This is a genomic window from Pseudovibrio sp. JE062 (genome assembly GCF_000156235.1).
Classification (GTDB): Bacteria; Pseudomonadota; Alphaproteobacteria; order Rhizobiales; family Stappiaceae; genus Pseudovibrio.
This window is the reverse complement of sequence record NZ_DS996807.1, coordinates 281,787-305,375: the sequence shown is the minus strand read 5'-3', so window position 1 is coordinate 305,375 and position 23,589 is coordinate 281,787. Positions and strand designations below refer to the sequence as shown.

At 51.5% G+C, this 23,589-nt stretch carries 26 protein-coding genes and 1 tRNA gene; 20 read left to right on the top strand and 7 right to left on the bottom strand.

Annotated features, from left to right (window positions below; all coding sequences use genetic code 11):
* Positions 1-477: 477 nt before the first annotated feature.
* The 5 genes from PJE062_RS26340 to PJE062_RS08970 all read right to left on the bottom strand — a co-directional run bounded on the left by PJE062_RS26340 (position 478) and on the right by PJE062_RS08970 (position 6,087).
* Complete coding sequence (locus tag PJE062_RS26340; RefSeq protein WP_008548624.1) at positions 478-708, bottom strand: hypothetical protein; 231 nt, start codon at positions 706-708, stop codon at positions 478-480.
* Positions 709-838: 130 nt separating this feature from the next.
* Positions 839-2,041 (bottom strand): restriction endonuclease subunit S, encoded by a 1,203-nt coding sequence (locus tag PJE062_RS08985; protein ID WP_008548357.1) that lies wholly within the window; start codon positions 2,039-2,041, stop codon positions 839-841.
* The gene (locus PJE062_RS08980) at positions 2,031-3,545 is read right to left on the bottom strand and encodes a type I restriction-modification system subunit M (protein WP_008548241.1); all 1,515 of its coding nucleotides are present in this window, start codon (positions 3,543-3,545) and stop codon (positions 2,031-2,033) included. Before PJE062_RS08980 ends, PJE062_RS08985 begins: the two co-directional genes overlap by 11 nt.
* A gap of 292 nt (positions 3,546-3,837) precedes the next feature.
* Positions 3,838-3,927 (bottom strand) — tRNA-Ser (locus PJE062_RS08975).
* 165 nt (positions 3,928-4,092) lie between these two features.
* Positions 4,093-6,087 (bottom strand): methyl-accepting chemotaxis protein, encoded by a 1,995-nt coding sequence (locus PJE062_RS08970; RefSeq protein WP_208982223.1) that lies wholly within the window; start codon positions 6,085-6,087, stop codon positions 4,093-4,095.
* Positions 6,088-6,671: 584 nt separating this feature from the next.
* Between PJE062_RS08970 and rplU the strand changes: the two genes are divergently transcribed.
* The 12 genes from rplU to PJE062_RS08910 all read left to right on the top strand — a co-directional run bounded on the left by rplU (position 6,672) and on the right by PJE062_RS08910 (position 13,735).
* Positions 6,672-7,247 (top strand): 50S ribosomal protein L21, encoded by a 576-nt coding sequence (rplU, locus tag PJE062_RS08965; protein ID WP_008548464.1) that lies wholly within the window; start codon positions 6,672-6,674, stop codon positions 7,245-7,247.
* 45 nt (positions 7,248-7,292) lie between these two features.
* The gene (rpmA, locus tag PJE062_RS08960) at positions 7,293-7,562 is read left to right on the top strand and encodes a 50S ribosomal protein L27 (RefSeq protein ID WP_008548714.1); all 270 of its coding nucleotides are present in this window, start codon (positions 7,293-7,295) and stop codon (positions 7,560-7,562) included.
* A 162-nt stretch (positions 7,563-7,724) separates the two neighbouring features.
* Positions 7,725-8,330 (top strand): GNAT family N-acetyltransferase, encoded by a 606-nt coding sequence (locus PJE062_RS08955; protein WP_008548384.1) that lies wholly within the window; start codon positions 7,725-7,727, stop codon positions 8,328-8,330.
* 229 nt (positions 8,331-8,559) lie between these two features.
* Complete coding sequence (locus PJE062_RS08950) at positions 8,560-9,150, top strand: GNAT family N-acetyltransferase (protein WP_083793229.1); 591 nt, start codon at positions 8,560-8,562, stop codon at positions 9,148-9,150.
* The gene (locus tag PJE062_RS08945; protein ID WP_008548497.1) at positions 9,147-9,713 is read left to right on the top strand and encodes a GNAT family N-acetyltransferase; all 567 of its coding nucleotides are present in this window, start codon (positions 9,147-9,149) and stop codon (positions 9,711-9,713) included. The genes PJE062_RS08950 and PJE062_RS08945 overlap by 4 nt, the downstream gene beginning before the upstream one ends.
* Positions 9,710-10,276: a GNAT family N-acetyltransferase gene (locus PJE062_RS08940; protein ID WP_008548606.1), complete on the top strand. Its 567-nt coding sequence runs from the start codon at positions 9,710-9,712 to the stop codon at positions 10,274-10,276. Before PJE062_RS08945 ends, PJE062_RS08940 begins: the two co-directional genes overlap by 4 nt.
* A complete protein-coding gene (locus tag PJE062_RS08935) occupies positions 10,273-10,833 on the top strand; it encodes a GNAT family N-acetyltransferase (protein ID WP_008548779.1) in 561 nt (186 codons plus the stop codon). The genes PJE062_RS08940 and PJE062_RS08935 overlap by 4 nt, the downstream gene beginning before the upstream one ends.
* Before the next feature lies 1 nt (position 10,834).
* Positions 10,835-11,383 (top strand): GNAT family N-acetyltransferase, encoded by a 549-nt coding sequence (locus PJE062_RS08930; RefSeq protein WP_008548239.1) that lies wholly within the window; start codon positions 10,835-10,837, stop codon positions 11,381-11,383.
* Between the two features lie 5 nt (positions 11,384-11,388).
* Positions 11,389-11,976 (top strand): GNAT family N-acetyltransferase, encoded by a 588-nt coding sequence (locus PJE062_RS08925; protein ID WP_083793228.1) that lies wholly within the window; start codon positions 11,389-11,391, stop codon positions 11,974-11,976.
* Positions 11,973-12,551 (top strand): GNAT family N-acetyltransferase, encoded by a 579-nt coding sequence (locus PJE062_RS08920; protein WP_008548211.1) that lies wholly within the window; start codon positions 11,973-11,975, stop codon positions 12,549-12,551. Before PJE062_RS08925 ends, PJE062_RS08920 begins: the two co-directional genes overlap by 4 nt.
* A 9-nt stretch (positions 12,552-12,560) precedes the next feature.
* Positions 12,561-13,106 carry a GNAT family N-acetyltransferase gene (locus tag PJE062_RS08915; protein ID WP_008548355.1) on the top strand — a complete coding sequence of 182 codons (546 nt, stop codon included), beginning with the start codon at positions 12,561-12,563 and terminating at the stop codon, positions 13,104-13,106.
* 80 nt (positions 13,107-13,186) lie between these two features.
* Positions 13,187-13,735, top strand: coding sequence for a GNAT family N-acetyltransferase (locus tag PJE062_RS08910; RefSeq protein ID WP_008548318.1), 549 nt, complete (start codon positions 13,187-13,189; stop codon positions 13,733-13,735).
* Between the two features lie 87 nt (positions 13,736-13,822).
* Here PJE062_RS08910 and PJE062_RS25770 read toward each other — a convergent pair whose 3' ends face one another.
* Together PJE062_RS25770 and PJE062_RS08900 are read right to left on the bottom strand one after the other, a co-directional pair.
* Positions 13,823-14,428: an outer membrane protein gene (locus tag PJE062_RS25770; RefSeq protein ID WP_008548657.1), complete on the bottom strand. Its 606-nt coding sequence runs from the start codon at positions 14,426-14,428 to the stop codon at positions 13,823-13,825.
* Between the two features lie 346 nt (positions 14,429-14,774).
* Entirely contained in the window at positions 14,775-14,981 is a 207-nt protein-coding gene (locus tag PJE062_RS08900; protein ID WP_008548532.1) for a cold-shock protein, read from the bottom strand.
* 867 nt (positions 14,982-15,848) lie between these two features.
* Here PJE062_RS08900 and PJE062_RS08895 point away from each other — a divergent pair.
* The 8 genes from PJE062_RS08895 to PJE062_RS08860 all read left to right on the top strand — a co-directional run bounded on the left by PJE062_RS08895 (position 15,849) and on the right by PJE062_RS08860 (position 23,382).
* Positions 15,849-16,394: a GNAT family N-acetyltransferase gene (locus PJE062_RS08895; protein WP_008548525.1), complete on the top strand. Its 546-nt coding sequence runs from the start codon at positions 15,849-15,851 to the stop codon at positions 16,392-16,394.
* 245 nt (positions 16,395-16,639) lie between these two features.
* A complete protein-coding gene (gene obgE / locus PJE062_RS08890) occupies positions 16,640-17,686 on the top strand; it encodes a GTPase ObgE (RefSeq protein WP_008548573.1) in 1,047 nt (348 codons plus the stop codon).
* A complete protein-coding gene (proB, locus tag PJE062_RS08885) occupies positions 17,686-18,816 on the top strand; it encodes a glutamate 5-kinase (RefSeq protein WP_008548494.1) in 1,131 nt (376 codons plus the stop codon). Before obgE ends, proB begins: the two co-directional genes overlap by 1 nt.
* 46 nt (positions 18,817-18,862) lie before the next feature.
* Entirely contained in the window at positions 18,863-20,164 is a 1,302-nt protein-coding gene (locus PJE062_RS08880; protein ID WP_371256249.1) for a glutamate-5-semialdehyde dehydrogenase, read from the top strand.
* Positions 20,161-20,826 (top strand): nicotinate-nucleotide adenylyltransferase, encoded by a 666-nt coding sequence (locus PJE062_RS08875; RefSeq protein WP_157039105.1) that lies wholly within the window; start codon positions 20,161-20,163, stop codon positions 20,824-20,826. The genes PJE062_RS08880 and PJE062_RS08875 overlap by 4 nt, the downstream gene beginning before the upstream one ends.
* 151 nt (positions 20,827-20,977) lie before the next feature.
* Entirely contained in the window at positions 20,978-21,385 is a 408-nt protein-coding gene (gene rsfS, locus PJE062_RS08870; RefSeq protein WP_014283579.1) for a ribosome silencing factor, read from the top strand.
* 155 nt (positions 21,386-21,540) lie between these two features.
* Positions 21,541-22,023: a 23S rRNA (pseudouridine(1915)-N(3))-methyltransferase RlmH gene (gene rlmH / locus PJE062_RS08865; RefSeq protein WP_008548248.1), complete on the top strand. Its 483-nt coding sequence runs from the start codon at positions 21,541-21,543 to the stop codon at positions 22,021-22,023.
* 177 nt (positions 22,024-22,200) lie between these two features.
* Complete coding sequence (locus PJE062_RS08860; protein WP_008548655.1) at positions 22,201-23,382, top strand: hypothetical protein; 1,182 nt, start codon at positions 22,201-22,203, stop codon at positions 23,380-23,382.
* Positions 23,383-23,589: the final 207 nt, after the last annotated feature.

Here is a 23,589-nt window from a genome sequence, read left to right as displayed (position 1 = left end):
CACACGCACAGCTTTGATGACCTGCGCGTTTGTATGCAGACACAAAAACTTATCCCCGCCGCGTACAAGCTGCCGCATACTAAGTACATGTTCACGCATTCGGGCAGCTGGCGGACCGACCGTCAGTGCGGCGTGGGCAGGGCGGGGCTACCGGATGAAGTAACGCATCATCTGGCAGGTCCGTGGAGGTTCCCCTTTCGCCAACAGTGTTGAGGGATAGCGGATGTCCGGTCAAACCAAAGGGCGCCAGCACTGAGAACTGAGGCTTTCCAACAGTCTTAGCTCTTCCAAGTGTCTTTTGGACCTTGGCTTTAGCCTCCTGCAAAAACGCCCGGGCAAGGCACCAGCCAATGCCGAAGAAACATTTTTTAACAAGTAGCGCAGGTATTGCCTGTGCCCTTGCCCATCCCGTTCTTCGGGAGATCATAATCACCACACTGCTTGGCAAGCCACGCGGTGCTCTTGTCGCTTGCGCTGCTATTGCAGCATCACCGCATTCACCAGGAGAACCAGAGACGAAGGGGCAAGGTGCTCTGGGTCTCTGATCAAGTCAGGGATGACGGCAGAGAGGGAGATGCGGTGATCGCTAAGCACAGCAAAGAGGGAGGCACGGTTATCGCTAAGTGTAACGTTAAGATGCTGAGGCGATGGGGCAAGGTGTTCACCTGCCACACCGCTGCCATGGCGGGGCAGATTTGCCGTCTCCACCGCCGTCATCCCGGAAAAGCGCAGCGCATATCCGGGACCCAGAGCGAAACACTCCCGGACAAAACGACTGCCCCGCACGCATGAAAAGGACCAGAGACTGCCAACAGGACCCACTCACACAGTCAAAGGCTCAAGCCGCCTCTTCCACCTTCACCCGCTTCTTGCCCGTCAACAACTGCTGCATGAGGGCACGTTTTTCGGTGCGGAGGTGGTTTAGTTTTGCTTTGCAGTTATGCACTTGTTGATCAGAGATCTCTAGAATGGCGCCGATTGCCTTCTGCTCTTCAAAACAGGGCAGTAATACAGGTATGCTCTCACACACTTTTTTATTTAACTTCGGCTGAGCCGAGCCGGAGTTATACTTTCGATAATCAAGACTCTCGAGGAACTCGCACACAAAAGCATGTGAGACTTCAGATTTTGGGCGCAAAACGTGTGCATGATTATTTACCCATGATTTGCCTTCGATCCGAAACACATGAGGAAGATTGCGAGATAGAATATTTTCGCCGTCTTCTCCTAGAAGCAACAATGGCTCATCAAATATGAATGCATCTACCCAATCAATGATTCCGGTTGCACCGTAATAGGGGTTTTGTCCTTGCATCGTCGCGCGATCAGCAGCCTTTATAGGCTTTCGCATCCCATCAAGGAACTCGCACACATCCCCTAGCTTCACGGTCTTCCACTCACTGTCCTCGAAGCCCTTGAGGCGGTGGGTGCCGGCGAGTAGGTGTTGCATGAGGGCGCGTTTTTGGGCTTCAGCGTTCTTAAGTTGCTTCTCGGCAACCTCAATGGCCCGATCCCACGTCCCCAGTATCTCCGCGATCTTCTTTTGCTCTGGGAGGGGGGGGAGGCTGAACTTGTATTGGAACAGTTCGGCAAGAGTAATGGAGACTTGATTGGCATTCCCTCTCACCAGAGTGGAGATGTAATAGATAAATCGCTTGTCTTTGAGGACTGCAAACAAGTGCTCTCTATTAATATCACGTGAAATCGGGTCAAGCCGAACCAGGTTTTGGTTCAACAATGCACCTTTTACGCCTTCAGGGACGCGAACGACCTTACCGACCATTGAGTCAAGGAGATGAGGCCTAGAACCTACGGTAGATAATAAGACATCGCCTGTGTCTAACGCATAGGTCTCAAGATCTTTTGCAACTTCGTGTGGGACACAAACCACTCGTTCATTACCAATGCCGTCCCTAGTGGTATCTGAAATGCGAATGATCCTACGGCCAGCTTGGTCATAGTCCTTTGAGTCAAAGGCATAGCCTTTTCTATGAATTACAATTTCACCAAGCCTTGTCTCCGTCCACCCCTCAGGAACCATAACCCAGCTCCTTCAGGTAGGCGTCCATTTTGGCTTCCAGCTCGGTCATCTCTGCCTTCAGCTGTTCGCGCTCGGCACGCACGGCCATGAGGTCGATCTCTTCTTCTTCCTCAAAGGTGTCCACATAACGCGGGATGTTGAGGTTGAAGTCGTTTTCCTTCACCTCGTCCAGCCCTGCCACATAGGCGTATTTCTCTGCAGTCTGCCGTGCCGTGTAGGTCTTGACGATCTTGGCGATATGGGTCTCGTTGAGCTGGTTCTGGTTGGTGCCCTCCACGTATTCGCGGGAGGCATCAATAAACAGCACAGAGTTATCCCCCTTGCCCTTTTTGAAGATTAGAATAGCTGCTGGAATACCGGTGCCGAAGAACAGTTTTTCCGGCAGGCCAATGACAGCGTCCAGCAGGTTTTCTTCAATCAGAGCCTTGCGGATTTTGCCTTCGCTGGAGCCACGGAACAGCACACCATGGGGCACAACCACCGCCATGCGGCCCGTGTCATCCTTCAATGTCTCCACCATGTGGGAGATAAAGGCATAATCGCCCTTGGTTTTTGGGGGCAAACCTCGGCTGAAGCGACCGAAGGCGTCTTTTTCGGCCTGTTCTATGCCCCATTTATCGAGGCTGAACGGCGGATTGGCGACCACCACGTCAAACTTGCGCAGGGCATCCTCACGAGTGCGGAGCTTGGGGTTGCGGATGGTATCGCCCCATTCAATCTGGTGATTGGTCTCGCCGTGCAGGAACATGTTCATCTTGGCAAGCGCCCAGGTGGAGCCAATGGCCTCCTGACCAAACAGGGCGTAGGTCTTTTTGCCGGTCCTCGCGCTGATCTGGCGTCCGCACTTCATCAGCAGGGAGCCGGAGCCACAGGTGGGATCACAAATCTCATCGCCCTCTTGCGGGGTGACCAGCTCCGCCATCAACTCGGAGACCTCCGCTGGGGTATAAAACTCTCCGGCCTTTTTGCCAGCGGTCGCCGCAAAACGGGAGATCAGGTATTCATAGGCCCCGCCAATAACGTCCAGATTGCCCACACGGCTTGGGCGCAGGTTCATCTCATCCCTGGCAAAGTCCTCCAGCACATGGCGCAGAATGTCATTCTTCTGCTGCTCATCTCCCAGGTTGTTGGAGTTGAACGAGATACCCTGGAACACATCGCGCAGCTTGGCACCGTTGGCCTCTTCAATGGCAGTGAGCGCCACATCAATGCGCTCGCCGTTGCCGGGTTGATGACGCTTGTCATAAAGGGAACCGAAGCTTGCTCCTTCCGGCAGCACAAAGACCTCGTTCTTCATCATCTCCGCAATCAGCTCAGGCTCGTTGCCATATTGCTGTTTGAACCCATCATAATGATCCTGCCAGACATCCGAGATGTACTTGAGGAACAACATGGTCAGGACGTAGTCCTTGTAAATGGATGGATCGACCACACCACGGAAGGTGTCACAAGCACCCCAAGCGGCCTTGTTGATCTGATCTTGCGAAACACGCGCAACTGACATGGAGATTTCCTGAATATGAATGGGCTGGCGGGAGTGTAAGACCGCAGCGCCCTCGCAGAAAGAGCGAATTGCCGTAGAGCACAGAGTTTTCATGAGATGCCAACAAGCACACTTAGGATCAATGAAGAGCCTAAGTTTTCATTCTGGCGATGACGTTCCAGAGGAAGCAGTGCGCCCTTTGAGAGTGCGTCACTTAACTCATACACAGCTTTTGCAGTGGGGGATCAATTGGGGGATCAGCAATCACACCAATCAAAATAACTCATAAAAATCAGATAGTTAATAAACACAATGGCGGAGAGTGAGGGATTCGAACCCTCGGAACACTTGCGTGCTCAACGGTTTTCGAGACCGCCCCGTTCGACCACTCCGGCAACTCTCCCGCTTGATCCTCGTTTGAGGATTGCCGGACCTTATAAAGAAGCTTTCCCTTGGGCAAGCCCTGCGGCCTCTATGCCGCAGATAACTCACAGTTGACCTCGCCCACACAATAAAAAACGCAGTGAGCGAGCCCACTGCGTTGAAATAATTGTAAATTTTAAGAGGCTTAGGCAGCCTGAACATCCTCAAGGAAGGCTTTGATCGAGCGGTTGAACTGATCAGCCTCTTCAGAGATGCTGTCTGCCTGATTGTTGATGTCCTCTGCCGTCTTGGTGGAGTTTTCAATGGTATTGGCAACCTCAATCATTTCAGACTCGCCAATGCGGGATTGATCAGAGGCGTCTGTGACTGAGCGGGCAATTTCACCCACGGTTACAGATTGCTGTTCCACGGCTGCGGCTACGGCAGAAGAGCTGGTGGACAGCTTTTCCATCATGCTGGTTACCTTTTCAATGGAACCAACCGCATCTGTAGAAACCTGCTGAATTGCATGGATCTGTTGAGAGATTTCCTCAGTCGCTGTGGTGGTCTGGTTGGCCAGATGCTTCACCTCAGATGCTACAACTGCGAAGCCTTTGCCCATCTCACCTGCACGAGCCGCTTCAATGGTCGCGTTGAGCGCAAGGAGGTTGGTCTGGTCGGCAATGTCCTTAATGAGGTTGACGACCTGGCCAATGCGAGATGCGGACTCTGCGAGTTCCTGAATTGTCTTGGAGGTGTTGATGACAAGACTGCCAACTTCATCCGCAACGTCTTTGGAATTTACAGCTTCGGAAGCCACTTCCTTAATGGAGAGAGACATTTCCTCACTGGCGGATGCCACCGTTGCAACAGAGGAAGAGGCGTGGCTGACGGCTTCTCCAGCCTTACCAGCTTTGTCGGAGACGCTTTCTACGGTGACGTTCAATGCAAATGAAGCTTCGTGCAGTGACTGGATTGCTGAGTTGAAACCGTCGCCCGCGGCTGTTGCTGCTCGTTCAAACTCACGCACCAGCATGGCCACTTTTTGCTCACGCTCCTGACGACGGTTGTTGTCTTCATCCCGCTCATCGTTGAGCTGATTGCGCTCAATGGCATTGGCACGGAACACTTCGAGGATCTTTGCCATCTTGGCAAACTCATCGCGGCCATTGGTGCCTTCGATATCGATTGAGACATCACCCTTTGCCAGTACGCTCATGGCCTGATGCAGATTAGCCAGCGGACGAGAGATGCGCCACGCGATGTAACCAGCGATCATCAGACCGATGACGCCCATTGCGCCGGCCTGCAACAAAAAGCGCTGCATGCTGGCAGCTGAAGCTTCATGGTGCAGCGCTGTTGCTTCTTGCTCTCCCGCAACACCGAAATCATTGAGCTGCTGCGCTGCAGGGATCATCTCATCCAGCTGTTCCAGCGCGAAGACCATTTCCTCCTGAATGTCCGCATTCAGGGTTTCGATTTCGTCCAGTGTTTCCGTGTAAGTGGCCCAGAGTTCATTGACCTTGGCAGATGTTTCTTCTGGCATCTTCGCGGTTTGGATAACCATGCCAAACTGCTCAATACGGCTCTTGAAAGTGCTCTTTTCAATTTCGTAGCCATCAACGCCAATGGTCCATTCCATGGCCTGAAGGTCTTTCAGTAAGCCTGCAACACGGTGTGTATCTTTGCTGACGTTCAACTGACGGCGTGCCTTGTTGATTTCCAGCTGCATTGTGGAGCTTGCACCCTGGAGGACTGAAATGAGGCCTCCGTCAGAGTTGGTGCCACGCTCCAACGTCGCTTCTACAACGGCGCCGAATGTCTCAGAGAACCCGTAGGCATAGCCTTCCAGATTGTCGTAGAGCTCATCTTCGATGCCCGAAACGTTCAGCTCGCGTGTTTCTTCAACCAATACAACAACGCGCTCGCGGGCCTCTGCAGCAATATCAGCGGCCTCTGCTTTTGGGTGGAGCAAAAACTCTCCCCCAATTGCGCGCATACGATCAACTGCAGCACTGATCGCCTGAGCGTTTTGCATCAGCTGATTGTAGGTCTGCGTGTTTTTCTGAAACTCATCATTTTGACTATTCATTTGGGAGAGGGAAAACAGTGCCCCACCCAGCACAAGTATCGGCAGTAATCCAAGGGCCGTAACTCTCGTTACGACGGAATATATCCAGGCGAACTTTGGAATGCGCATTTTATGCCCCCCGCACGTATGCGGTTTAATTCATTGGATGATAATGATCGCGAGATTGTCACAGTCATTCCATATTGAGCGCCCAATCCTCCCCTAGCACTTGTATGGAACATGCACAAATCGCGTTGCCCTATTGTTGGCTGGCGAAGGTTTATCGATCCTTAAACCAATCGTAGAATGGGCGTTTAAACGCAGCGGAATAGGTATTTGGGCGTAACAATTAGATCGTAGGTATAAATCTGTTTGCGCAACCATAGCGCGAATCACTCCGGCACCGGAGCGTTCTTTGAAAGTTGATCTTATGTAACATAGATCTCACCACTCGTATTTCTAATATTTTTGGCGAGATTCTGCGTTGACATTCCAGAATGCCTGCGTATATTCCAGCAGCTCAATAAATTGCGGGTAATCCCGCTTTTCCGCGCTGTCCGAGGCAAGACATCGAAATCGCCTTCTGGTTTTTCCAGAGTTTGCGGTCGATCTCCCCACAGAGGGACGTTCCCAGAGCAATTAGGGAAACGGTCGAACAAGTTCGCAGATACCTGCGACGCCGAAGGGTGCGCTTAGATAAGAAGGACATGCGCATGTTCGCAGTCATCAAAACAGGCGGTAAACAGTACACTGTTGCTGCTGACGATCTCCTGAAGATCGAAAAAGTTTCTGCTGAAGCTGGTGAAACAGTAACTTTCGACGAAGTTCTCATGGTTGGTTCCGATGCTGAAACCACCATCGGTGCACCAACCGTTGAAGGCGCATCTGTTGTAGCTGAAGTTGTTGAGCAGGGTCGTGATCGTAAGATCATCATCTTCAAAAAGCGTCGTCGTCAGAACTCCCGTCGTCGCAACGGTCACCGTCAGGCATTCACTACCGTGAAGATCACTGACATCCTGACCGGTGGCGCGAAGCCAGCTAAAAAAGCTGCGGCTCCTAAGAAAGCTGCTGCTGCACCAGCTGCTGAAGGTTCCGACGATCTGAAGAAGTTGCAGGGTCTTGGCCCAGCAATCGAGAAAAAGCTGAATGCAGCAGGTGTTTCCACCTTCGCACAGATCGCAGCTTTCTCCGCTGAAGATATCGCCCGCGTTGAAGAAGAAGCTGGTCTGAAAGGCCGTTTTGAACGCGATAACTGGGTTGAACAGGCTAAGGAACTCGCAGCGAAGTAATTCGCGCAGTTGCTATCCTAGAGATTAAACGAGGAGTACTTCGTTATGGCTCATAAAAAAGCTGGCGGTTCATCCCGCAACGGTCGCGATTCAGCTGGTCGCCGCCTTGGCATCAAAAAATACGGTGGCGAAGCTGTCGTACCTGGCAACATCATTGCACGTCAGCGTGGCACTAAGTGGCACCCAGGCGCAGGTGTAGGCATGGGTAAAGACCATACTATCTTTGCGACCGTAGAAGGCAAAGTTGCGTTCGAAGAAAAACGCAACGGCCGAACATTTATTAATGTGATGCCAGTGGCGCTCGCCGCTGAGTAACGCTGACGTGGAAATCCAAATCGTCGGCGTCTCATCAAGACCCCGGCGGATTTAGGAAAATCCGGTCAAGATCAAAAAGATCAAGATTAAGGGGTAGATGGGACACCGTCTTCCCCTTTTTCTTTGCCCTGTGGGACGGGCAGCAAGACCGGAGTAGAAACCATGGTAGTTGAATACGAAGAGATCCCAGAAGAAAGCAGTTGCTTTGCGGCCGGGTCGCCGCAGGACACCGCGCGTCTCGTCATCGACCGAGCGCGCAAGGATGATTTGGCTGACATCCTGTTTTTGGCCAACAACCGTCGGATCGCTGAGAAACTGACGAACATGCCGCATCCATTCACGTACGAAGACGCTAAAGCGCTCGTAAAGCGGTGTGACCTTCAGTTACCGTCTCAAGCGACATTCGCGATCCGCATGAAGAACACTGGCCGCTTTATTGGCGCTATCGGTTTCAATCCGCTTGCCGAAGACTTTGGTGCTGTGCACCTGGGTTATTGGGTAGGCGAGCCATTCTGGAACCAGGGATATGCGACAGAAGCAGTTCAGTCTGTTATCGAATTCGCGTTTGCCAACGGTGTTAAGGAGCTCTCCGCTTCTTGCCGTGTGAGCAACCCTGCCTCGCACCGCGTGCTGACCAAGTGCGGCTTTAAGCAGGATGGAACAACAAAGCTGCATTCTCTCGGCGCTATGGCCGTGGTGGATGCCACACGCTTTACACTGACCCGCACCCAATGGATCGCGAATACGCGATGGGGATCTGCTGGTTAAGTGATGCCAGATCAGCAGGTTGCAGCGAAAGCAACCTGCTTCCGGCAGCGTGATTGTTGTTTGCCTGTAACGGCATACCTTCAACCACACAAACCAGCGATCCTTCTGATCCTGATGCATTCGTCATGTCTGCATTCCAGGTCATCGGGGGCTGTTGCGTTTTACCTTCACTTATCCATTTCAAATAACAACCAGAGAAATATGCGTTTGATTTACAAGGCCTTTTACGATGCTCACCACAACTTTAGATACTCAAAGGCTGCAGCTGCGCCCATTCCAATCTGACGATCTCGCCCGATTTTGGGAGGTCGGTCACTCTGATTATGAAATTGCACGTTGGCTTACCGGGTTAACGTGGCCTCCAATTATGATAGAGGCTGAAGCCTTTATCGAAAAGGCCAGTGCAGCAAATCCAAAAACGGACTCGTTTCCGTTTGCCATCGAGTTTGACGGCCAACTCGTTGGCGGTGTTGAAATTGAAAAGCCCGGTGATCTCAAGGAGTTCCCGGAGCTGCCAACCATTGGGTACTGGCTTTCTCAGAAAGCTCAGGGGCAAGGCTTTATGGTTGAAGCATGTGTTGCCGCGCTCCACTGGGGCTTTTCGCGCGAGGCATGTGATGTGTTTGCTGCTCGTGTGTTTGCGCCGAACTACTCCTCTCAGAAAGTATTGAAAAAGCTAGGCTTTGAGCCAGCTGGTGTTTGCCTTCGCTACTCTAAACCTCTGCAACAAGACGTTGAGAATATCATCATGCACCTGCCGCGGGATCGGTTTGAGGCATTGCATGGTGATGCGCATGTGATGATGGGAGCTGCGCTATGACCACTTTTCCTCGCTTAAGAACAACCAGCCTGACACTGCGGGAGTGGAGAGAGACGGATGCGCCACGTGCGCTGAAACTCTTTCAAAATCATAGCATTACGCACATGCTAACCTCAAAACCACATCCCTTTACCAAGGCGGATGCGGAGGCTTTTCTACAGACAGCAATCCCCGGTGATCTGAACGAGGCTGTGAACTGGGCCGTTGAACTTCAGGGAGAAGTGATCGGCGGCGTTGGTGCCCGGCCTTTGCATGACACACCTGGCATCGGATGGTGGCTGGCTGAGGAGCACTGGCAAAAAGGCATTATGTTTGAGGCTGTTAGCGAAGCCTTGCGCTACCTTCTTCTTGAACGCGAACTCCCCAAGATCGTTGCGGATGCATTCAGCGATAACATCGGTTCGCAAGCGCTGATGCGTAAGCTTGGCTTTGTTCATACCGGGCAAGGAATAGGGAGCAGCGTGGCGCGTCTTGCGGGAGATTATCCTACAGAAGAGTTCGCCATATCCCCGCTGGACTTCATTGCAGCACAACAGCTCAGAGTGCAGGAGGCAGCACAATGACCACTTTCCCTCGTTTGAGAACAGCAAGCCTGACACTTCGGGAATGGAGAGAGACGGATGCGCCTCGCATTCTGGAACTGCTGCAAAATCAGAACATTACACGCATGCTGGCATCGCAGCCCCACCCTTTCACAAAGGCAGATGCTGAGGTGTTTCTGCAGAGGTTTATGCCCGATGATTTAGGCCATGCTGTGAACTGGGCTGTTGAACTTCAAGGTGAAGTGGTTGGTGGAGTGGGTGTTGGCTATCTTCAAAGAACACCAGATCTTGCATTTTGGCTTGCTGAAGAAAAGTGGAAGAAAGGCGTTATGTATGAAGCAGTTAGTGCAGCGCTCAATTATCTTTTACTGGAACGCGAAGTCCCTTCCATTTGCGCAGATGCTTTCAGCGACAATGCTGGCTCACAGGCCCTGCTGAGGAAGCTTGGTTTTGTTCATACAGGGCGAAATGAGGGACGTAGCCGCGCCCGTCTTGCCGGGAATTATCCTACAGAAGAGTTCCGCATATCCCCTAGAGATTTCATCGCAGCACAACAGCTCAGAGTGCAGGAGGCAGCACAATGACCTTCCCTGAACTACAGACCAACCGGTTGATTTTGAGAGCACTTCAGCCAGACGATTTTCCTCGGCTGCGGTTTCTGTTCTCTGACTATGACGTAGCACGGATGACTGCCAGTTTTCCGCATCCGATCACGGATGAGTGGGCACATGAGTTTATCTCTCGTAGCCATTCTTTTGATCTGAAGACGGATGTGGTTTGGGCGATTGACAATGGTACCGGCTTCATTGGGTCCATTGGTGCGCACCGGATTGGAGAATCCGCGTCGTTGGGCTACGCGCTTGGAAAATACTACTGGCGGCGGGGCTACATGAGTGAAGCGGTGCAAGCCGTTGTAAACTATCTGCAAAATGAGCGTAACGTCGAGAACGTTGATGCTTGCGTTTTTTTGGAGAATCCTGCGTCATTTCGCGTTCTTTTGAAAAATGGCTTCGTTCCGACCTCCGTTTGCACGCACTCCTGCGTCTCCAGAGGAACTGATGAGGTGGAGACACAAAACTTCGAACTCAATCTGGGTCAGGCGGTGGAACAACCACAACTTGCTGTGGCGGGGATAAGATAAAGTGGTTTTTCCAGAGCTGAAAACAGACCGTCTCCGATTGCGCATGATCGATGACGGTGATCTCGATCGCCTTGTTCAACTGGCAAACTCCTACGCGATTGCGAGCATGCTTTCGGGCATGCCGCATCCGTTTACGGAGGAAACCGGCAGGTTCTATATCAGTCGTGGCAGGACCAATGATCCTGCCAGTGTGGTGTTGTGGGCGATTGATGATGGAACCGGCTTGGTTGGCTGTATCTGGGCAAAGTTTGAGGATGGCACTGGCTGGACAGGTTACTGGATGGGTGAGCCCTATTGGGGCCGTGGCTACATGAGTGAAGCTCTCCGTACGGTTTTACGTTTTGGGTTTGAACACCGCGCTGTGACACGCTTTGAAGCTGGTGTCTTTGCTGACAATCCTGCCTCTTCTCACTTGCTGGATAAAATGGGCTTCAACAAAGTGGGAGAAGAATCTATCCCCTCCAAAGGACGTGGTGATACGATGGTTCCTCATATCCGGCTTGCCTTGCCCCTCGCCGATTTCGTGGATCTTACAGAAGCAGAAAGCTGATCGTCATGAAGACCCAAAACACCTTCCCAGTTCTCCGCAGCGACCGACTTGTGCTGAGGGAGATGCGGGAAACCGATTTGGAACTACTGACTGAGTATCTGGGTGATTATGATGTGGCGAAGATGCTTTGCAGTCCGCCGCATCCCTTCTCCCTTGAGGATGGGCAGCAGTATCTTTTGCAAGCGCTGAGCGGTGATCTGAATGACGAGATCCATTGGGCGATTGAGCATGAAGGGCAGTTCTGCGGGTATTTTAAAGCAAACTACCTGAACAGCTATCCTGGTATCGGTTATTGGCTCGGAAAGCCACATTGGGGCAAAGGCTTCATGAGCGAGGCAATACGTTTGGTGCTGACTTATCTATTCCAGCACCGAGGCCTTCAAACACTGCAAACCGGGGCGTTTTGCTGCAATCCTGCTTCTTTGCGAGTGCTGCAGAAAGCTGGTTTCACTATCAAAAAGCTGCGCACTAACACTTGCAATGCACGGGGTGATGAAGAGCTGGAGGAAGCATTTCTTATGATTTCATCTGAGCAGTTCAGCGCAGCAATTGATGTCGATTTGCCTTTTGAAGATAAAGGGTTGTTGCAATGAGCCCACGAGACACCACCCTTTCAACCTTCCCAGTGCTCCGCAGCAACCGACTTGTGTTGCGGGAGATGCGGGCAGGAGATCTTGAGAGGCTCTGTGCTTATTTAGGGGACTTTGAGGTCTCTAAAACACTGAGCAGTCAGCCGCATCCGTTTTCGGAAGAGGATGGGCGGGATTACATTGCGCAGGCGCTTGCGAACAACACAGCTGAGAATGTGACGTGGGCCATTGAGCTTGATGGGCAGTTTTGTGGTGGGTTTAAAGCCAAGGAACTGCAAGGGGCTGCGAGTGTTGGATATTGGCTTGGGCGAGAGCATTGGGGCAAAGGCCTGATGAGTGAAGCCTTGCAGGCTGTTCTTGCTTATCTTTTTGAAGAGCGAGAGCTTCATGTGGTGCGCACCGGTGTTTTCAAAGAGAACCCGGCCTCTTTACGCGTGCTGACCAAATACGGCTTCAAAATCACCGGCGAGGCCAAACATGTTTGCCGTGCGCGCGACAATGCAGAGCTGAATGAGATCCAACTTCAGATAACCCGCAATAACTTTCTTCGCCTGACCAGCACAGACGCGAGCACATGAGTATTTAAGATGTTTCCTGAACTTAAAACAGACAGGCTGACACTGCGCCAGTTCAAGCACACAGATCTGGAGCCGCTTTGTACGCACATCAACAATTTTGCAGTCGTGAAAACACTTTCTGAAGTGCTCTATCCTTACTCAAAAGAGGATGGAGAATGGTGGATCAACTTTTGCCGTACCACTCCGCTCTCTGAAAAGATTGCCTGGGTTATTGAGGGGCCTGCGGGCTTTTCCGGTGCGATCACGCTGATGAAACTGCAAGGCGGTAAACCTATTCTGGGGTACTGGCTTGCGGAGCATCTGTGGGGCAAAGGCTATATGAGTGAGGCTGCTAAAGCTGTCACGGCATATGGCTTTGAAACGCTCGGCTTGCCGACGATCTATACCTCCGCGCTTGAAGAAAACCCTGCCAGCTTGCGTGTTCTGAACAAGCTGGGTTTTCGCGAAGTCGGTAGAGGCTTTTCGACACCGCGATCTCGCGAAGGCGAAACACTGCCGAATATTTCTCTCAGTTTGACAAAAGAACAGTGGGCTGAACGGCTTACAATTGCCTGAGAGCATCAGCAGCCAACGAAATTCCCGAGCGTTTAAGGCCAAATGGTGAGCGCTCCTAAATACAAGAAATTGGATAGAAAATGTTTCCTGAACTCAACACCAGTCGCCTCACCCTTCGCCAGTTTCGGCAGGATGATCTGGAGCCGATTTGTGAGAACATCAATAACTTTGAAGTCAGCAAAATGCTGAATGTGGTTCCTTACCCTTACACCAAGGCAGATGGCGAATGGTGGCTCAACCACATCAGCGAGACGCCTCTGAATAAAGAGACCAACTGGGTTATTGAATCTGAGCACGGATTTGCAGGTGTTATCGGCATTCGAATTGCGGAAGATGGCTACCCACGCATCGGTTATTGGCTTGGCCAACCGTTCTGGGGCAAAGGCTACATGAGCGAAGCAACCGAGGCCGTGGTCGACTACTGCTTTGAAACGCTTGGGGCGACCAAGGTTACCTCCGGCGCCTTTGAGGAAAATGATGGCTCACTGAACGTGCTGGCCAAAAACGGCTTCCAGACCGTCGGCACCCAACCCGATAAAAGCCGAGCCCGTGGTGAGGAAGACATCACCCTGATCAACGTAGAACTCACCCGCGACCTATGGGAAGCCATGCGAGCTGTGGCTGTTTGACTCCACCTTAAATCAACACAGGCCCTCACAACTTCTGGAGGGCCTGAATTCTCTTGAGCTTTGTGAAAGGAGACATCTAGCAATCAGCTAGAAGTTATAAGCTACACCAAGCGTAACAAGATCCTGCCTTCCTTCAATATGAAACGCATTAAACCCTTGGAACTTATACTTTTCTTTGCTCATTTCCATATGTTTGTAATCGAGGCGAGCAGAAACATTTTCGGTAATCATAGCTTCCAAACCAGCTCCGACTACTAGACCGATATGCGTATTTTCAGACTTTTGCCCATCAGCAAATCGCTTTACTTCGTACTCAGCCAAACCAACACCCGCAGATAAATAAGGTAGGAACATTCCTGCATCGTAGCCAAGACGTACCGTAGCCGATGTATTCCACTTGGAACGAGAACGGCTAACACCGCTATCACTCACTGATGTGTAGTTGGTTGCATTCAAATCAGCTTCGACGCCAACAACAATTCGATCAAAAGAATGGTTGTATCCTCCAAAAGCTCCAACAACTCCAGAATCTAGAGTTCCTTTACTGCCAAGGGTATCTTTGCCTGTAAGCTGGCCAAAACCACCTTTCAAGCCCAAATAGAACCCGTCCCATTTTCCAACGCTTGACATATCGTCAGCAAATGCCACACACGGGAAACTAATCATGGATACGGCAATCAAATACTTAAACATTAGCGAATCTCTGAACAACAACTAGGACTGACATTTATTAAAATGTACTTATATATTATTTATATCGTCAATATATCTAATTATTTGTTCACTAATGCTTTTTGCTAGCTACGCCTCTCGGGGTGCGATAACACGGCACTAGAAAATCTCGCAAGTACTTTAAGACGGTTCGCATTTGAAAAGAGACATCTGCACAGACTCAGTTTTGCATTCACGCGCCACAGAAAATCTGTAAGTAATTTTCATAGTCGCACATAATAACAATGCGAGCTGTGACTACTTAAGACCCAAACAAAAAAAGAGAGCGTATTGCTACGCTCTCTTTTTAGAAACTGTGTCGCTCGAATTATACGGTTTCGAGGTTTACAGCGCTCTGGCGGCCGTCGCGGCCTGTTTCCAGTTCAAAAGTCACTTCCTGGCCGTCTGCCAGAGTGGAAAGACCGGAGCGCTCTACAGCTGAGATGTGAACGAATACGTCTTTGCTTCCATCTTCAGGTGCGATGAAACCGAAACCTTTGGTGGTGTTGAACCATTTCACGGTGCCTTTAGCCATCGTGATATCTCCTGTTGGATATGCTGTTGCGACATGCAAGCAGCTTTAGCGTCAGGGCAAAATCGAGTGCACTGACGCCATAAGGAGACAGGGAGTCGATAGTCTTAACGTACAGAGGGCATTCCATATATTTACCCTCAAGTAAAGCCCGGCATTTCATAAAGAGCGAAGCTCACGCATTTTTCATACGCACAATGTGGGTGTGCTGAACTCTTTCCTAAGATTTTCTTTGGGGTTTTCACTAAGGTCTTGATCTTCACACACAAGGCTTGTAGGCGGTTTCTCTTCTTTGAGAGATGCAGGGATGCGCATCGGCATACTCAAATAATCCTCACCTAGTGAAAAAATTTCCAAAAACACGTTCTAAGTGCTTGCAATCGGGTTCTGTCCGAGATACTGACCGCCCCCAAGCTTTTAAAGTTCCTCTCGGATTTTGAAATCTCCAAGATACTGTTACCTGGCCGGTTTCCTTCAGTTTGAAGCGAGACGCAGGTGTTGATCACCTTCAGTTTTCTGCTGGTTCTTTGTTGAACAGGGAGATTGAAGATGGGTCTTGCTCTTTCTGTACTGGCTGGCGCGACAGTTTATGCGTTCCGCGACTTTCAGCAGATGGCAGGATAAGGGTCTTGAGCAAGGTTGCGGCAACAGCCTTTTGCTCCCTCGTCCATCTGATTGATCATCCACCAGTTTTTTGGCTGCGTATCGCACTCAGAGATTTGAAATTCAGGAACTTAAAGCGTGGTTTGGATAGCACCGGCACGTTGCAGGCATGTGGACTGACGGGCTTGACGCTATCTTCGTGTACTTGAGTTAAGAGCGCCAGCAAAAATAAGCCAAGCGCTCCAAGAAGAATAAGAAGAGTTTGTCATGTTCCCGGAGTTGCAATCCGAGCGCTTGATCCTACGCGATTTTCGCGAGGGTGATTTTGATATTCATAACGAGTTTCTGAACGATTTCGACGTGAGCAAGATGCTGACTGTGGTTCCGCATCCTTACACCAAGGATGATGGCGATTGGTGGTTTGACCACTGCCGCACCACGCCGCATAGCGAAGAAATCAACTGGGTCATCGACAACGGTGAAGGTCTGGTCGGCGTGATCGGCATTCGCAATGTTTCGACAGTACCTCACCTCGGTTACTGGTTGGCGAAGTCTCACTGGGGCAAAGGCTATGCCAGTGAAGCAACCAATCTGGTTTGTGATTATGTGTTCAACCAGCTGAAAGCAGGTGCAATGAACACCGGTCTGTTCACCATCAACCCGAAATCTCTGAATGTGCTTCAGAAGAACGGGTTTGAGGTTACCGGAGAGACCAAAGAAAAGAACCGCGCACGCGGCGACATCGAAATGGATTATACGACGGTCACACTGACCCGGGACAGATGGGCATCCATGCAGGCGATTGCAGCCTAAAACCCTCCCATCTCAGCTTATCTTCATTTCGAAAGGCTCGTGAATTGATGTTCGCGAGCCTTTTGGCTGTTTCAGCGCGCGCTTTTAAACATCCAGCGTATTCTTGTCCGAACACCGCAAGGCACTTTTCAGGGGTACGCAGAGCAACAAATTTAGCCAGATTTGCTGTTCCACCCTTGGCGGGAGCGCAATAGGGCTTTATGACGTCCTCCAAAGAACGTCACAGGTGGACGAAAGAGAATAAAATGAAATTCCTCGATCAGGCAAAGATCTTTGTAAAGTCTGGCGATGGTGGCGCGGGTAGCGTCAGCTTCCGCCGAGAGAAATATGTTGCCGAAGGTGGTCCCGACGGTGGTGATGGTGGCCGTGGTGGTGATGTGTGGGTTGAGTGCGTTGAAGGCCTCAACACGCTGATCGACTATCGCTATGCGCAGCACTACAAAGCGAAAATCGGCATGCACGGCATGGGCCGCAACAGAACCGGCGCTAAAGGCGACGATGTTGTGCTGCGCGTGCCAGTGGGCACCCAAATTCTGGAAGAAGACAACGAAACCGTTGTTGCTGATCTGACCGAAAAAGGTCAGCGCCTACTGCTGATGCGCGGCGGTAACGGTGGCTTTGGTAACGCACACTTCAAAACCTCTACCAACCAGGCACCGCGTCACGCGAACCCTGGTCAGGAAGGCGAAGAGAAGTGGATCTGGCTGCGTCTTAAGCTGATTGCGGATGCTGGCCTTGTTGGTCTGCCGAACGCAGGTAAGTCTACCTTCCTTTCTGCTGTATCTGCGGCCCGTCCGAAGATTGCGGATTATCCGTTCACCACTCTGCATCCAAACCTTGGTGTTTGTGAGCTGGATGGTCGTGGCTTTGTGCTGGCTGACATTCCGGGCCTTATCCGTGGCGCACACGAAGGGCATGGTCTGGGTGACCGCTTCCTTGGTCACGTAGAGCGTACTCGCGTGCTGCTGCATCTGGTGGATGGTTCTGGTGAAGAAGATCCGGGCGATGCATACCGCACCATTCGTGGTGAGCTGGAAGCTTATGGCCATGGCCTGGACGAGAAGCCTGAAATTGTTTGCCTTTCCAAAGCAGATGCGCTGACTGATGAGCTGCGTGAGGAGCGCTTTAAGTCACTGGAAGAGGCTTGCGGGCAGAAACCATTGATTATTTCTTCGGCCAGTGGTGAGAACATCGACACTGCTCAGCGAATGATCATTCGTGCCATTGACAAGGATAAGCAAGAAGAGGCTAATTCCGTTCCTTCTGATGGAATCGAGGAGTGGCGCCCATAATGGCCCGAAGTCTGAGCGACTATAAGCGCATCACCGTGAAAATCGGCTCTGCCCTACTGGTAGAAAATGGCCGGTTGAAGCGGGAGTGGCTGGAATCTCTGGCGGATGATCTGCAGGCTCTTTCCGAAGCTGGGAAAGAAGTTCTGGTGGTCTCCTCCGGTTCTATTGCTCTTGGTCGTGGTGTGCTTGGTTTGCCCGCTGGCCCCTTGAAGCTGGAGCAGGCTCAGGCCGCCGCTTCTGTGGGCCAGATTGCACTTGCTCAGGCTTACTCTGAAATTCTCGGCGCGCGTGGTCTGACGGCTGGTCAGATTCTGCTGACCCTTGGCGACACAGAAGAGCGTCGCCGTTATCTCAACGCGCGTGAGACAATCAGCACCCTGCTCAAGATGGGTGCTGTGCCGATCATCAACGAGAACGACAGCGTCGCGACCTCCGAAATCCGCTATGGCGACAATGATCGCCTGGGCGCCCGTGTGGCGACCATGGCAAGTGCGGACCTGCTGGTGCTACTTTCTGACGTGGACGGGCTTTATACCGCTGCTCCACAGACTGATCCGAATGCGATCTTCCTGCCTGAGGTTCCTCAAGTTACGCAAGAGATTGAGGCAATGGCTGGTGCACCTGGCTCCGCATTCTCATCCGGCGGCATGAAGACCAAGATCGACGCAGCCAAGATTGCGCAGAGCGCTGGCACCACAATGATCATTGCCAGCGGCAAGACGCTGAACCCGCTGGATGCGATTGAGAACGGCGCACGGGCCACATGGTTCCCTGCCCCATCATCTCCATCCCGCGCTCGCAAAACGTGGATCAGCGGCCATTTAAAGCCGCATGGCACTATCCAGCTGGATGCAGGTGCACTGAAGGCCGTAAAGGCTGGCAAGAGCTTGTTGCCCGCTGGTGTGACCAAGGTAGACGGCACTTTCACCCGTGGTGATGCAGTACGCATTGTTGATGCGGACGGCCATGATGTGGGACGCGGTCTTGTTGCCTATGATTATGGTGAGGCCTCTCTCATCATCGGGCGCAACAGCAAGGAAATTGAAGCCATTGTTGGCTACCCGGGACGCGCCGAGATGATCCATACGGACGACCTTGTGCTCTCTACATCTGATTTGGACAATTCATAGAAACTGTTTAGGTTGAGCAAGTTCAACCAGTGATGACTTAAGGGTTTTGCAGATGCTGAATACTTCTGAAGTGGCAAATGCGGACAACACCGATGTTCGCGACCTGATGGCAACCATTGGCAAGAAAGCACGCGCTGCTGCACGTGTTCTTGCAATTGCCCCCACAAGCCAGAAGAACAAAGGCCTGGAAGCGATGGCTGCTGCCGTTCGCACTGCAACCCCGGACATTCTAAAAGCGAATGCTGTCGATCTGGAGAGCATGAAGGCCAACGGTCAGCTGGCTTCTTTCATTGATCGCGGCACTCTGAATGAAGAACGCATTGAGGCTATCGCCTGCGCACTGGAAGACATTGCAAAACTGGACGATCCTGTTGGTTCCACCATTGCTGAGTGGAAGCGTCCGAATGGTCTGGACATTTCCCGCGTGCGCACGCCACTTGGTGTGATAGGCGTGATTTATGAAAGCCGCCCAAACGTGACAGCAGATGCTGGTGCCCTGTGCCTGAAGGCTGGCAATGCGGTTGTACTGCGTGGCGGTTCTGACACCATCAACTCCAATCTTGCGATCTACAAAGCCTTGCAGACTGGCCTCGCTGATGCTGGATTGCCAGTTGATGCAATCCAGATTGTTCCGGTTAAAGACCGTGCAGCTGTTGGTGAGATGCTGAAGGGTCTGGATGGAAATCTGGACGTGATCATTCCACGTGGTGGCAAAAGCCTTGTTGCCCGCGTTCAGGATGAAGCCCGCGTGCCAGTGTTTGCGCACCTTGAGGGTCTGGTTCACATCTTCATCGACAAGAAGGCCGATCTGGACAAGGCGATCGACATTGTCGTCAATTCCAAGATGCGCCGGACAGGTATCTGCGGTGCTGCTGAGACCCTTCTCGTTGATGAAGCTGTCGCAGCAACCATTCTGCCGCCAATTCTAGCGGCGCTTCAGGAGAAGCGCTGTCAGATCCGCGGTGATGAAGAAGTCATGATGCTTTGTCCCACCACTTCTGAGGCGACAGAGGACGACTGGTCAACTGAATATCTGGACGCAATCATCTCCGTGAAGATTGTTGGTGGCCTGGAAGAAGCGATTGAGCATATCGGTACTTACGGTTCCAATCACACAGATTGCATCATCACTGAAGATCAGATCGCAGCCCGCAAATTCTTTGCTCAGGTGGACTCAGCGATTGTTCTTCACAATGCATCCACACAGTTTGCTGATGGCGGTGAGTTTGGCATGGGTGCTGAAATTGGCATCGCAACAGGCCGCATGCATGCGCGTGGTCCGGTTGGCGTCGAGCAGCTGACCAGCTTCAAATACGTTGTTCGAGGGAACGGCCAAACACGTCCATGACGAACACCAAACCGCACGCGATGGAAAACCAAGGTAAGCTGGGGAACGTGCAGCCGGACTGGATGCGCCTTCCCTATGCGGCTGATGGAAATCGCATTGGTTTGTTTGGGGGATCGTTCAATCCCCCGCATCCCGGCCACTTGCTTGTGGCGGAAACTGCTCTGCGGCGCTTGAAGCTGCATCAGGTCTGGTGGCTGGTTACTCCGGGCAATCCGCTCAAATCTCATCGTGATTTAGCACCCTTGGAAGAGCGCGTTGCTGCGGTTAAAGACCTTGCGCGGCACCCACAGATGAAGGTGACCGCCTTTGAAAAAGTGCTGGGCACCTCCTACACCGCAAGCACAGTTCAGCAGCTGCAGGTGCGGCGACCGCATCTCAAGTTTGTCTGGTTGATGGGTGCTGACAATCTCTCCAATTTTCACCATTGGCAAAACTGGCAGAGCATTATAGAAGGGGTGCCGGTGGCAATTGTTGACCGGCCCAAAGCGACCCTTTCGTCGCTTTCCGCTCAAGTTTGCCAACGGTATGCCTTTGCTCAACTAAAAGAAAAAAGTGCAGACCAACTGCCTGAGTGCAAAGCCCCGTGCTGGACCATTTTACGCGGTCCGCTGGACGAAACCTCTTCCACTCTACTGAGGAATAGAGGACACACCCCAGGGTAACTTTGCGCTTTTTGCGGAAACTAGTGTCTTGAAAATGCCATAGGGACCTGAGTATTCTTCTTGACTGAAGGCTTGAGTTTGTGCATTTCAAGCTTTCTCTAACAGCAGACTACTGCTTTCTCTAACCATGGCGAGGGCTCTTAAGCTGACCATGACAACTCAACATGAAGGGACGGACACCATCGCTCCTCTTCAATCGCACGATCCCACCAAAGATGGGGATGTGCTTGCACTGATCCTCAACAGTCTGGAAGATTCCAAGGCTGAGGACATCGTATCACTCGATCTTGCTGGCAAGTCTGCATTGGCTGATCACATGGTTGTGGCTTCTGGCCGCTCTCACCGCCATGTGGGCGCTGTTGCTGACCACTTGCTCCGTGATCTGAAAAATGCTGGCTACGGTAACGCTCGCGTAGAGGGTATGCCGCATTGTGACTGGGTGCTCATCGATATCGGTGATGCAATCATTCACATTTTCCGCCCAGAAGTCCGCAGTTTCTACAATGTAGAAAAGATGTGGTCTGCGGATAGCTCTGCACCAACGCAGTTCATCGGATAGTATCAGTGCTTCTTTGAAGCACTGAGTATTGCAGTATCCAGTTTCTCTGCCCTTTCAGGGAATGAGGGAGTCTGGACAATTGCCGCTGATGCAGGTGTTGAACCATCTGCATAAGATCTTCTTGCGGGCAACTCTGAACTAAACCCGGAGACTTTATGAAAGTCACGATTGCCTGCGTTGGCAAAATGAAAGCTGGCGCGGAAAAGGACATGTACGAACGCTATCTGGACCGGGCTCGCAAAGCTGGCCGTTCCGTTGGCATCACCTCCGTGTCCGTGGTTGAATTTTCAGAGAGCCGGGCTTCCCGCACGCAAGACAGAAAAGACGAAGAGGCGCAACTTCTGCTCAATGCGCTTCCTTCCGGCGCGATCCTTATCGCACTGGATGAGCACGGCAAGGCACTTTCCAGTGAGGCCTTTGCCAAAAAGGTTGGCGGCTGGGCTGATCAAGGCATTTCTGATGTGGTTCTCGCCATTGGCGGTGCAGACGGGCACGGACAGGCGCTGCTGCAACGTGCTGACCTGAAGCTGGCCCTCGGCTCCATGACATGGCCCCACCAGCTGGTCCGCATCATGTGCGGCGAGCAAATCTACCGCGCCATCACAATTTTAACTGGACATCCCTACCACCGCGCCTGATTGGCGTGGAGCGCTTCAAATAGGCTGATAAGCAGCTTTGAGGCTTGCAATAGTGTCACAGTTTTTTTCTTAGTGCCTCAATCTCCATGTGCCTGACAGGATTTTTCTACCGAGTGTGACGAAGCACAGTTAGAAGTGAGCAACTTAAAACTCGCTTATAGATTTAAAGACTTCTCTATGTTGACTTACCTGACTGACTGCGTGGTGCAGCTGGATAAATTCGGCCTGAAACGTATCTTTCCAAAACATAAAAAACATAGAGAAGAAGATTTCAAAGACAAATTTGATGCTTCGACCTTGTTTTATGATGTTTTCCGCTCCTTTGATGGCGCCCATATCATTCTCATTGGTCCGAAACCTTTAGGATATGAAGCAGAACTTGCGAAAGCGTCATTTGCAATCGGGTCCCAGAAGCTAAAGGCCAAGCATCGTAAGTTAAAGCAAATTCACGAGATCTGGATCCGAGTTTCTCCAGATCAAGCAATCGATAAGATCGACATGACGCTGAATGGCGTTCAGATTCAGCTCAATGTAAGTCCGAGCGCATGCGAACGTTTCAAAGGCAAACACGCACTTTCGACTTTATGTAAGGATACCCCTGTTCCATGGATTTTGGATTGGGTGCGGTTTAATGTTGTAAACCATGGGGTAAATGCTCTGGTTCTCTTTGAGAACAGCGAAAGTCCAAAGCGTGCGCAAGACATTCACGATGCACTGGAGCAATCAGACCTCGACATCGAATTTGAGGTGGTTCATGCACCATTCAAGTATGGGCCGCCAAAGATGCGTGAAATCAAGTTCCTGCAGCGCTCCATTCTCCAGTTGCTACGCTGGAAGTATGTTCAAACAACTGAAGCACTGCTGTTCTGTGACGTTGATGAGTTTGTTGTCTGCGAGAAAGGTGCATCTGTATTCTCCGGTTTGAAAGATAGTTTTCTGGGCTACTTTCTCATTCCGGGTATCTGGGTTGAGCCAGTTACCAATGCTGACCTAAGTAAGCTTAAGTCTCTCGACGAGCGGCGGCACCATATGTTTCAGCACACAACCAATCCACCAGCTGTAACGCATCGCAAATGGGTGGCAGTTCCTTCGCGCATTCCAAAAAACATCCAGTTCAAAGCTCATGGTGTCCGGCCTGAGCCGAAGCATGCTGCGTGGCTGCATCCCTTCTTTACCCGCATGAAGCCATTTTTGCGCAGTGCAACGCTCTGTCACTTCAATGCCATCAGCACAAGCTGGAAAACAGATCGGGATGAGATCAAGCAAGTAGACACAAGCGAACACATTGTTCACGAAGAGCTTCAGAATGCGTGTGAAGCAGCTTTTTCTCATAAAATCAGAGAAACTGAGCTCTCATAGCTGTTGAACAACACTGCCAAATCTGTAACTGCCTTGTTTCTTCCTCTTTTGGCTTCTTCACTGCAACGCGTTCGATAGATGTGCCTGAACATTACAAATCAGGCGCAGATATTGATGTTTTTACTGGAAGTCGCTAAGCCTGCAACGTGGTTGACACTTCCTTAACGCTGTGTGGAGCATTATCCTCGGCGTTAACTTTGAGGCCGT

Bases quoted from the DNA above. Each gene is read 5' to 3' on its own strand.
- PJE062_RS08985 (WP_008548357.1), bottom strand. From the start codon at position 2,041: ATGGTTCCTGAGGGGTGGACGGAGACAAGGCTTGGTGAAATTGTAATT.
- PJE062_RS08980 (WP_008548241.1), bottom strand. From the start codon at position 3,545: ATGTCAGTTGCGCGTGTTTCGCAAGATCAGATCAACAAGGCCGCTTGG.
- PJE062_RS08970 (WP_208982223.1), bottom strand. From the start codon at position 6,087: ATGCGCATTCCAAAGTTCGCCTGGATATATTCCGTCGTAACGAGAGTT.
- rplU (WP_008548464.1), top strand. From the start codon at position 6,672: ATGTTCGCAGTCATCAAAACAGGCGGTAAACAGTACACTGTTGCTGCT.
- rpmA (WP_008548714.1), top strand. From the start codon at position 7,293: ATGGCTCATAAAAAAGCTGGCGGTTCATCCCGCAACGGTCGCGATTCA.
- PJE062_RS08955 (WP_008548384.1), top strand. From the start codon at position 7,725: ATGGTAGTTGAATACGAAGAGATCCCAGAAGAAAGCAGTTGCTTTGCG.
- PJE062_RS08950 (WP_083793229.1), top strand. From the start codon at position 8,560: ATGCTCACCACAACTTTAGATACTCAAAGGCTGCAGCTGCGCCCATTC.
- PJE062_RS08945 (WP_008548497.1), top strand. From the start codon at position 9,147: ATGACCACTTTTCCTCGCTTAAGAACAACCAGCCTGACACTGCGGGAG.
- PJE062_RS08940 (WP_008548606.1), top strand. From the start codon at position 9,710: ATGACCACTTTCCCTCGTTTGAGAACAGCAAGCCTGACACTTCGGGAA.
- PJE062_RS08935 (WP_008548779.1), top strand. From the start codon at position 10,273: ATGACCTTCCCTGAACTACAGACCAACCGGTTGATTTTGAGAGCACTT.
- PJE062_RS08925 (WP_083793228.1), top strand. From the start codon at position 11,389: ATGAAGACCCAAAACACCTTCCCAGTTCTCCGCAGCGACCGACTTGTG.
- PJE062_RS08920 (WP_008548211.1), top strand. From the start codon at position 11,973: ATGAGCCCACGAGACACCACCCTTTCAACCTTCCCAGTGCTCCGCAGC.
- PJE062_RS08915 (WP_008548355.1), top strand. From the start codon at position 12,561: ATGTTTCCTGAACTTAAAACAGACAGGCTGACACTGCGCCAGTTCAAG.
- PJE062_RS08910 (WP_008548318.1), top strand. From the start codon at position 13,187: ATGTTTCCTGAACTCAACACCAGTCGCCTCACCCTTCGCCAGTTTCGG.
- PJE062_RS25770 (WP_008548657.1), bottom strand. From the start codon at position 14,428: ATGTTTAAGTATTTGATTGCCGTATCCATGATTAGTTTCCCGTGTGTG.
- PJE062_RS08900 (WP_008548532.1), bottom strand. From the start codon at position 14,981: ATGGCTAAAGGCACCGTGAAATGGTTCAACACCACCAAAGGTTTCGGT.
- PJE062_RS08895 (WP_008548525.1), top strand. From the start codon at position 15,849: ATGTTCCCGGAGTTGCAATCCGAGCGCTTGATCCTACGCGATTTTCGC.
- obgE (WP_008548573.1), top strand. From the start codon at position 16,640: ATGAAATTCCTCGATCAGGCAAAGATCTTTGTAAAGTCTGGCGATGGT.
- proB (WP_008548494.1), top strand. From the start codon at position 17,686: ATGGCCCGAAGTCTGAGCGACTATAAGCGCATCACCGTGAAAATCGGC.
- PJE062_RS08875 (WP_157039105.1), top strand. From the start codon at position 20,161: ATGACGAACACCAAACCGCACGCGATGGAAAACCAAGGTAAGCTGGGG.
- rsfS (WP_014283579.1), top strand. From the start codon at position 20,978: ATGACAACTCAACATGAAGGGACGGACACCATCGCTCCTCTTCAATCG.
- rlmH (WP_008548248.1), top strand. From the start codon at position 21,541: ATGAAAGTCACGATTGCCTGCGTTGGCAAAATGAAAGCTGGCGCGGAA.
- PJE062_RS08860 (WP_008548655.1), top strand. From the start codon at position 22,201: ATGTTGACTTACCTGACTGACTGCGTGGTGCAGCTGGATAAATTCGGC.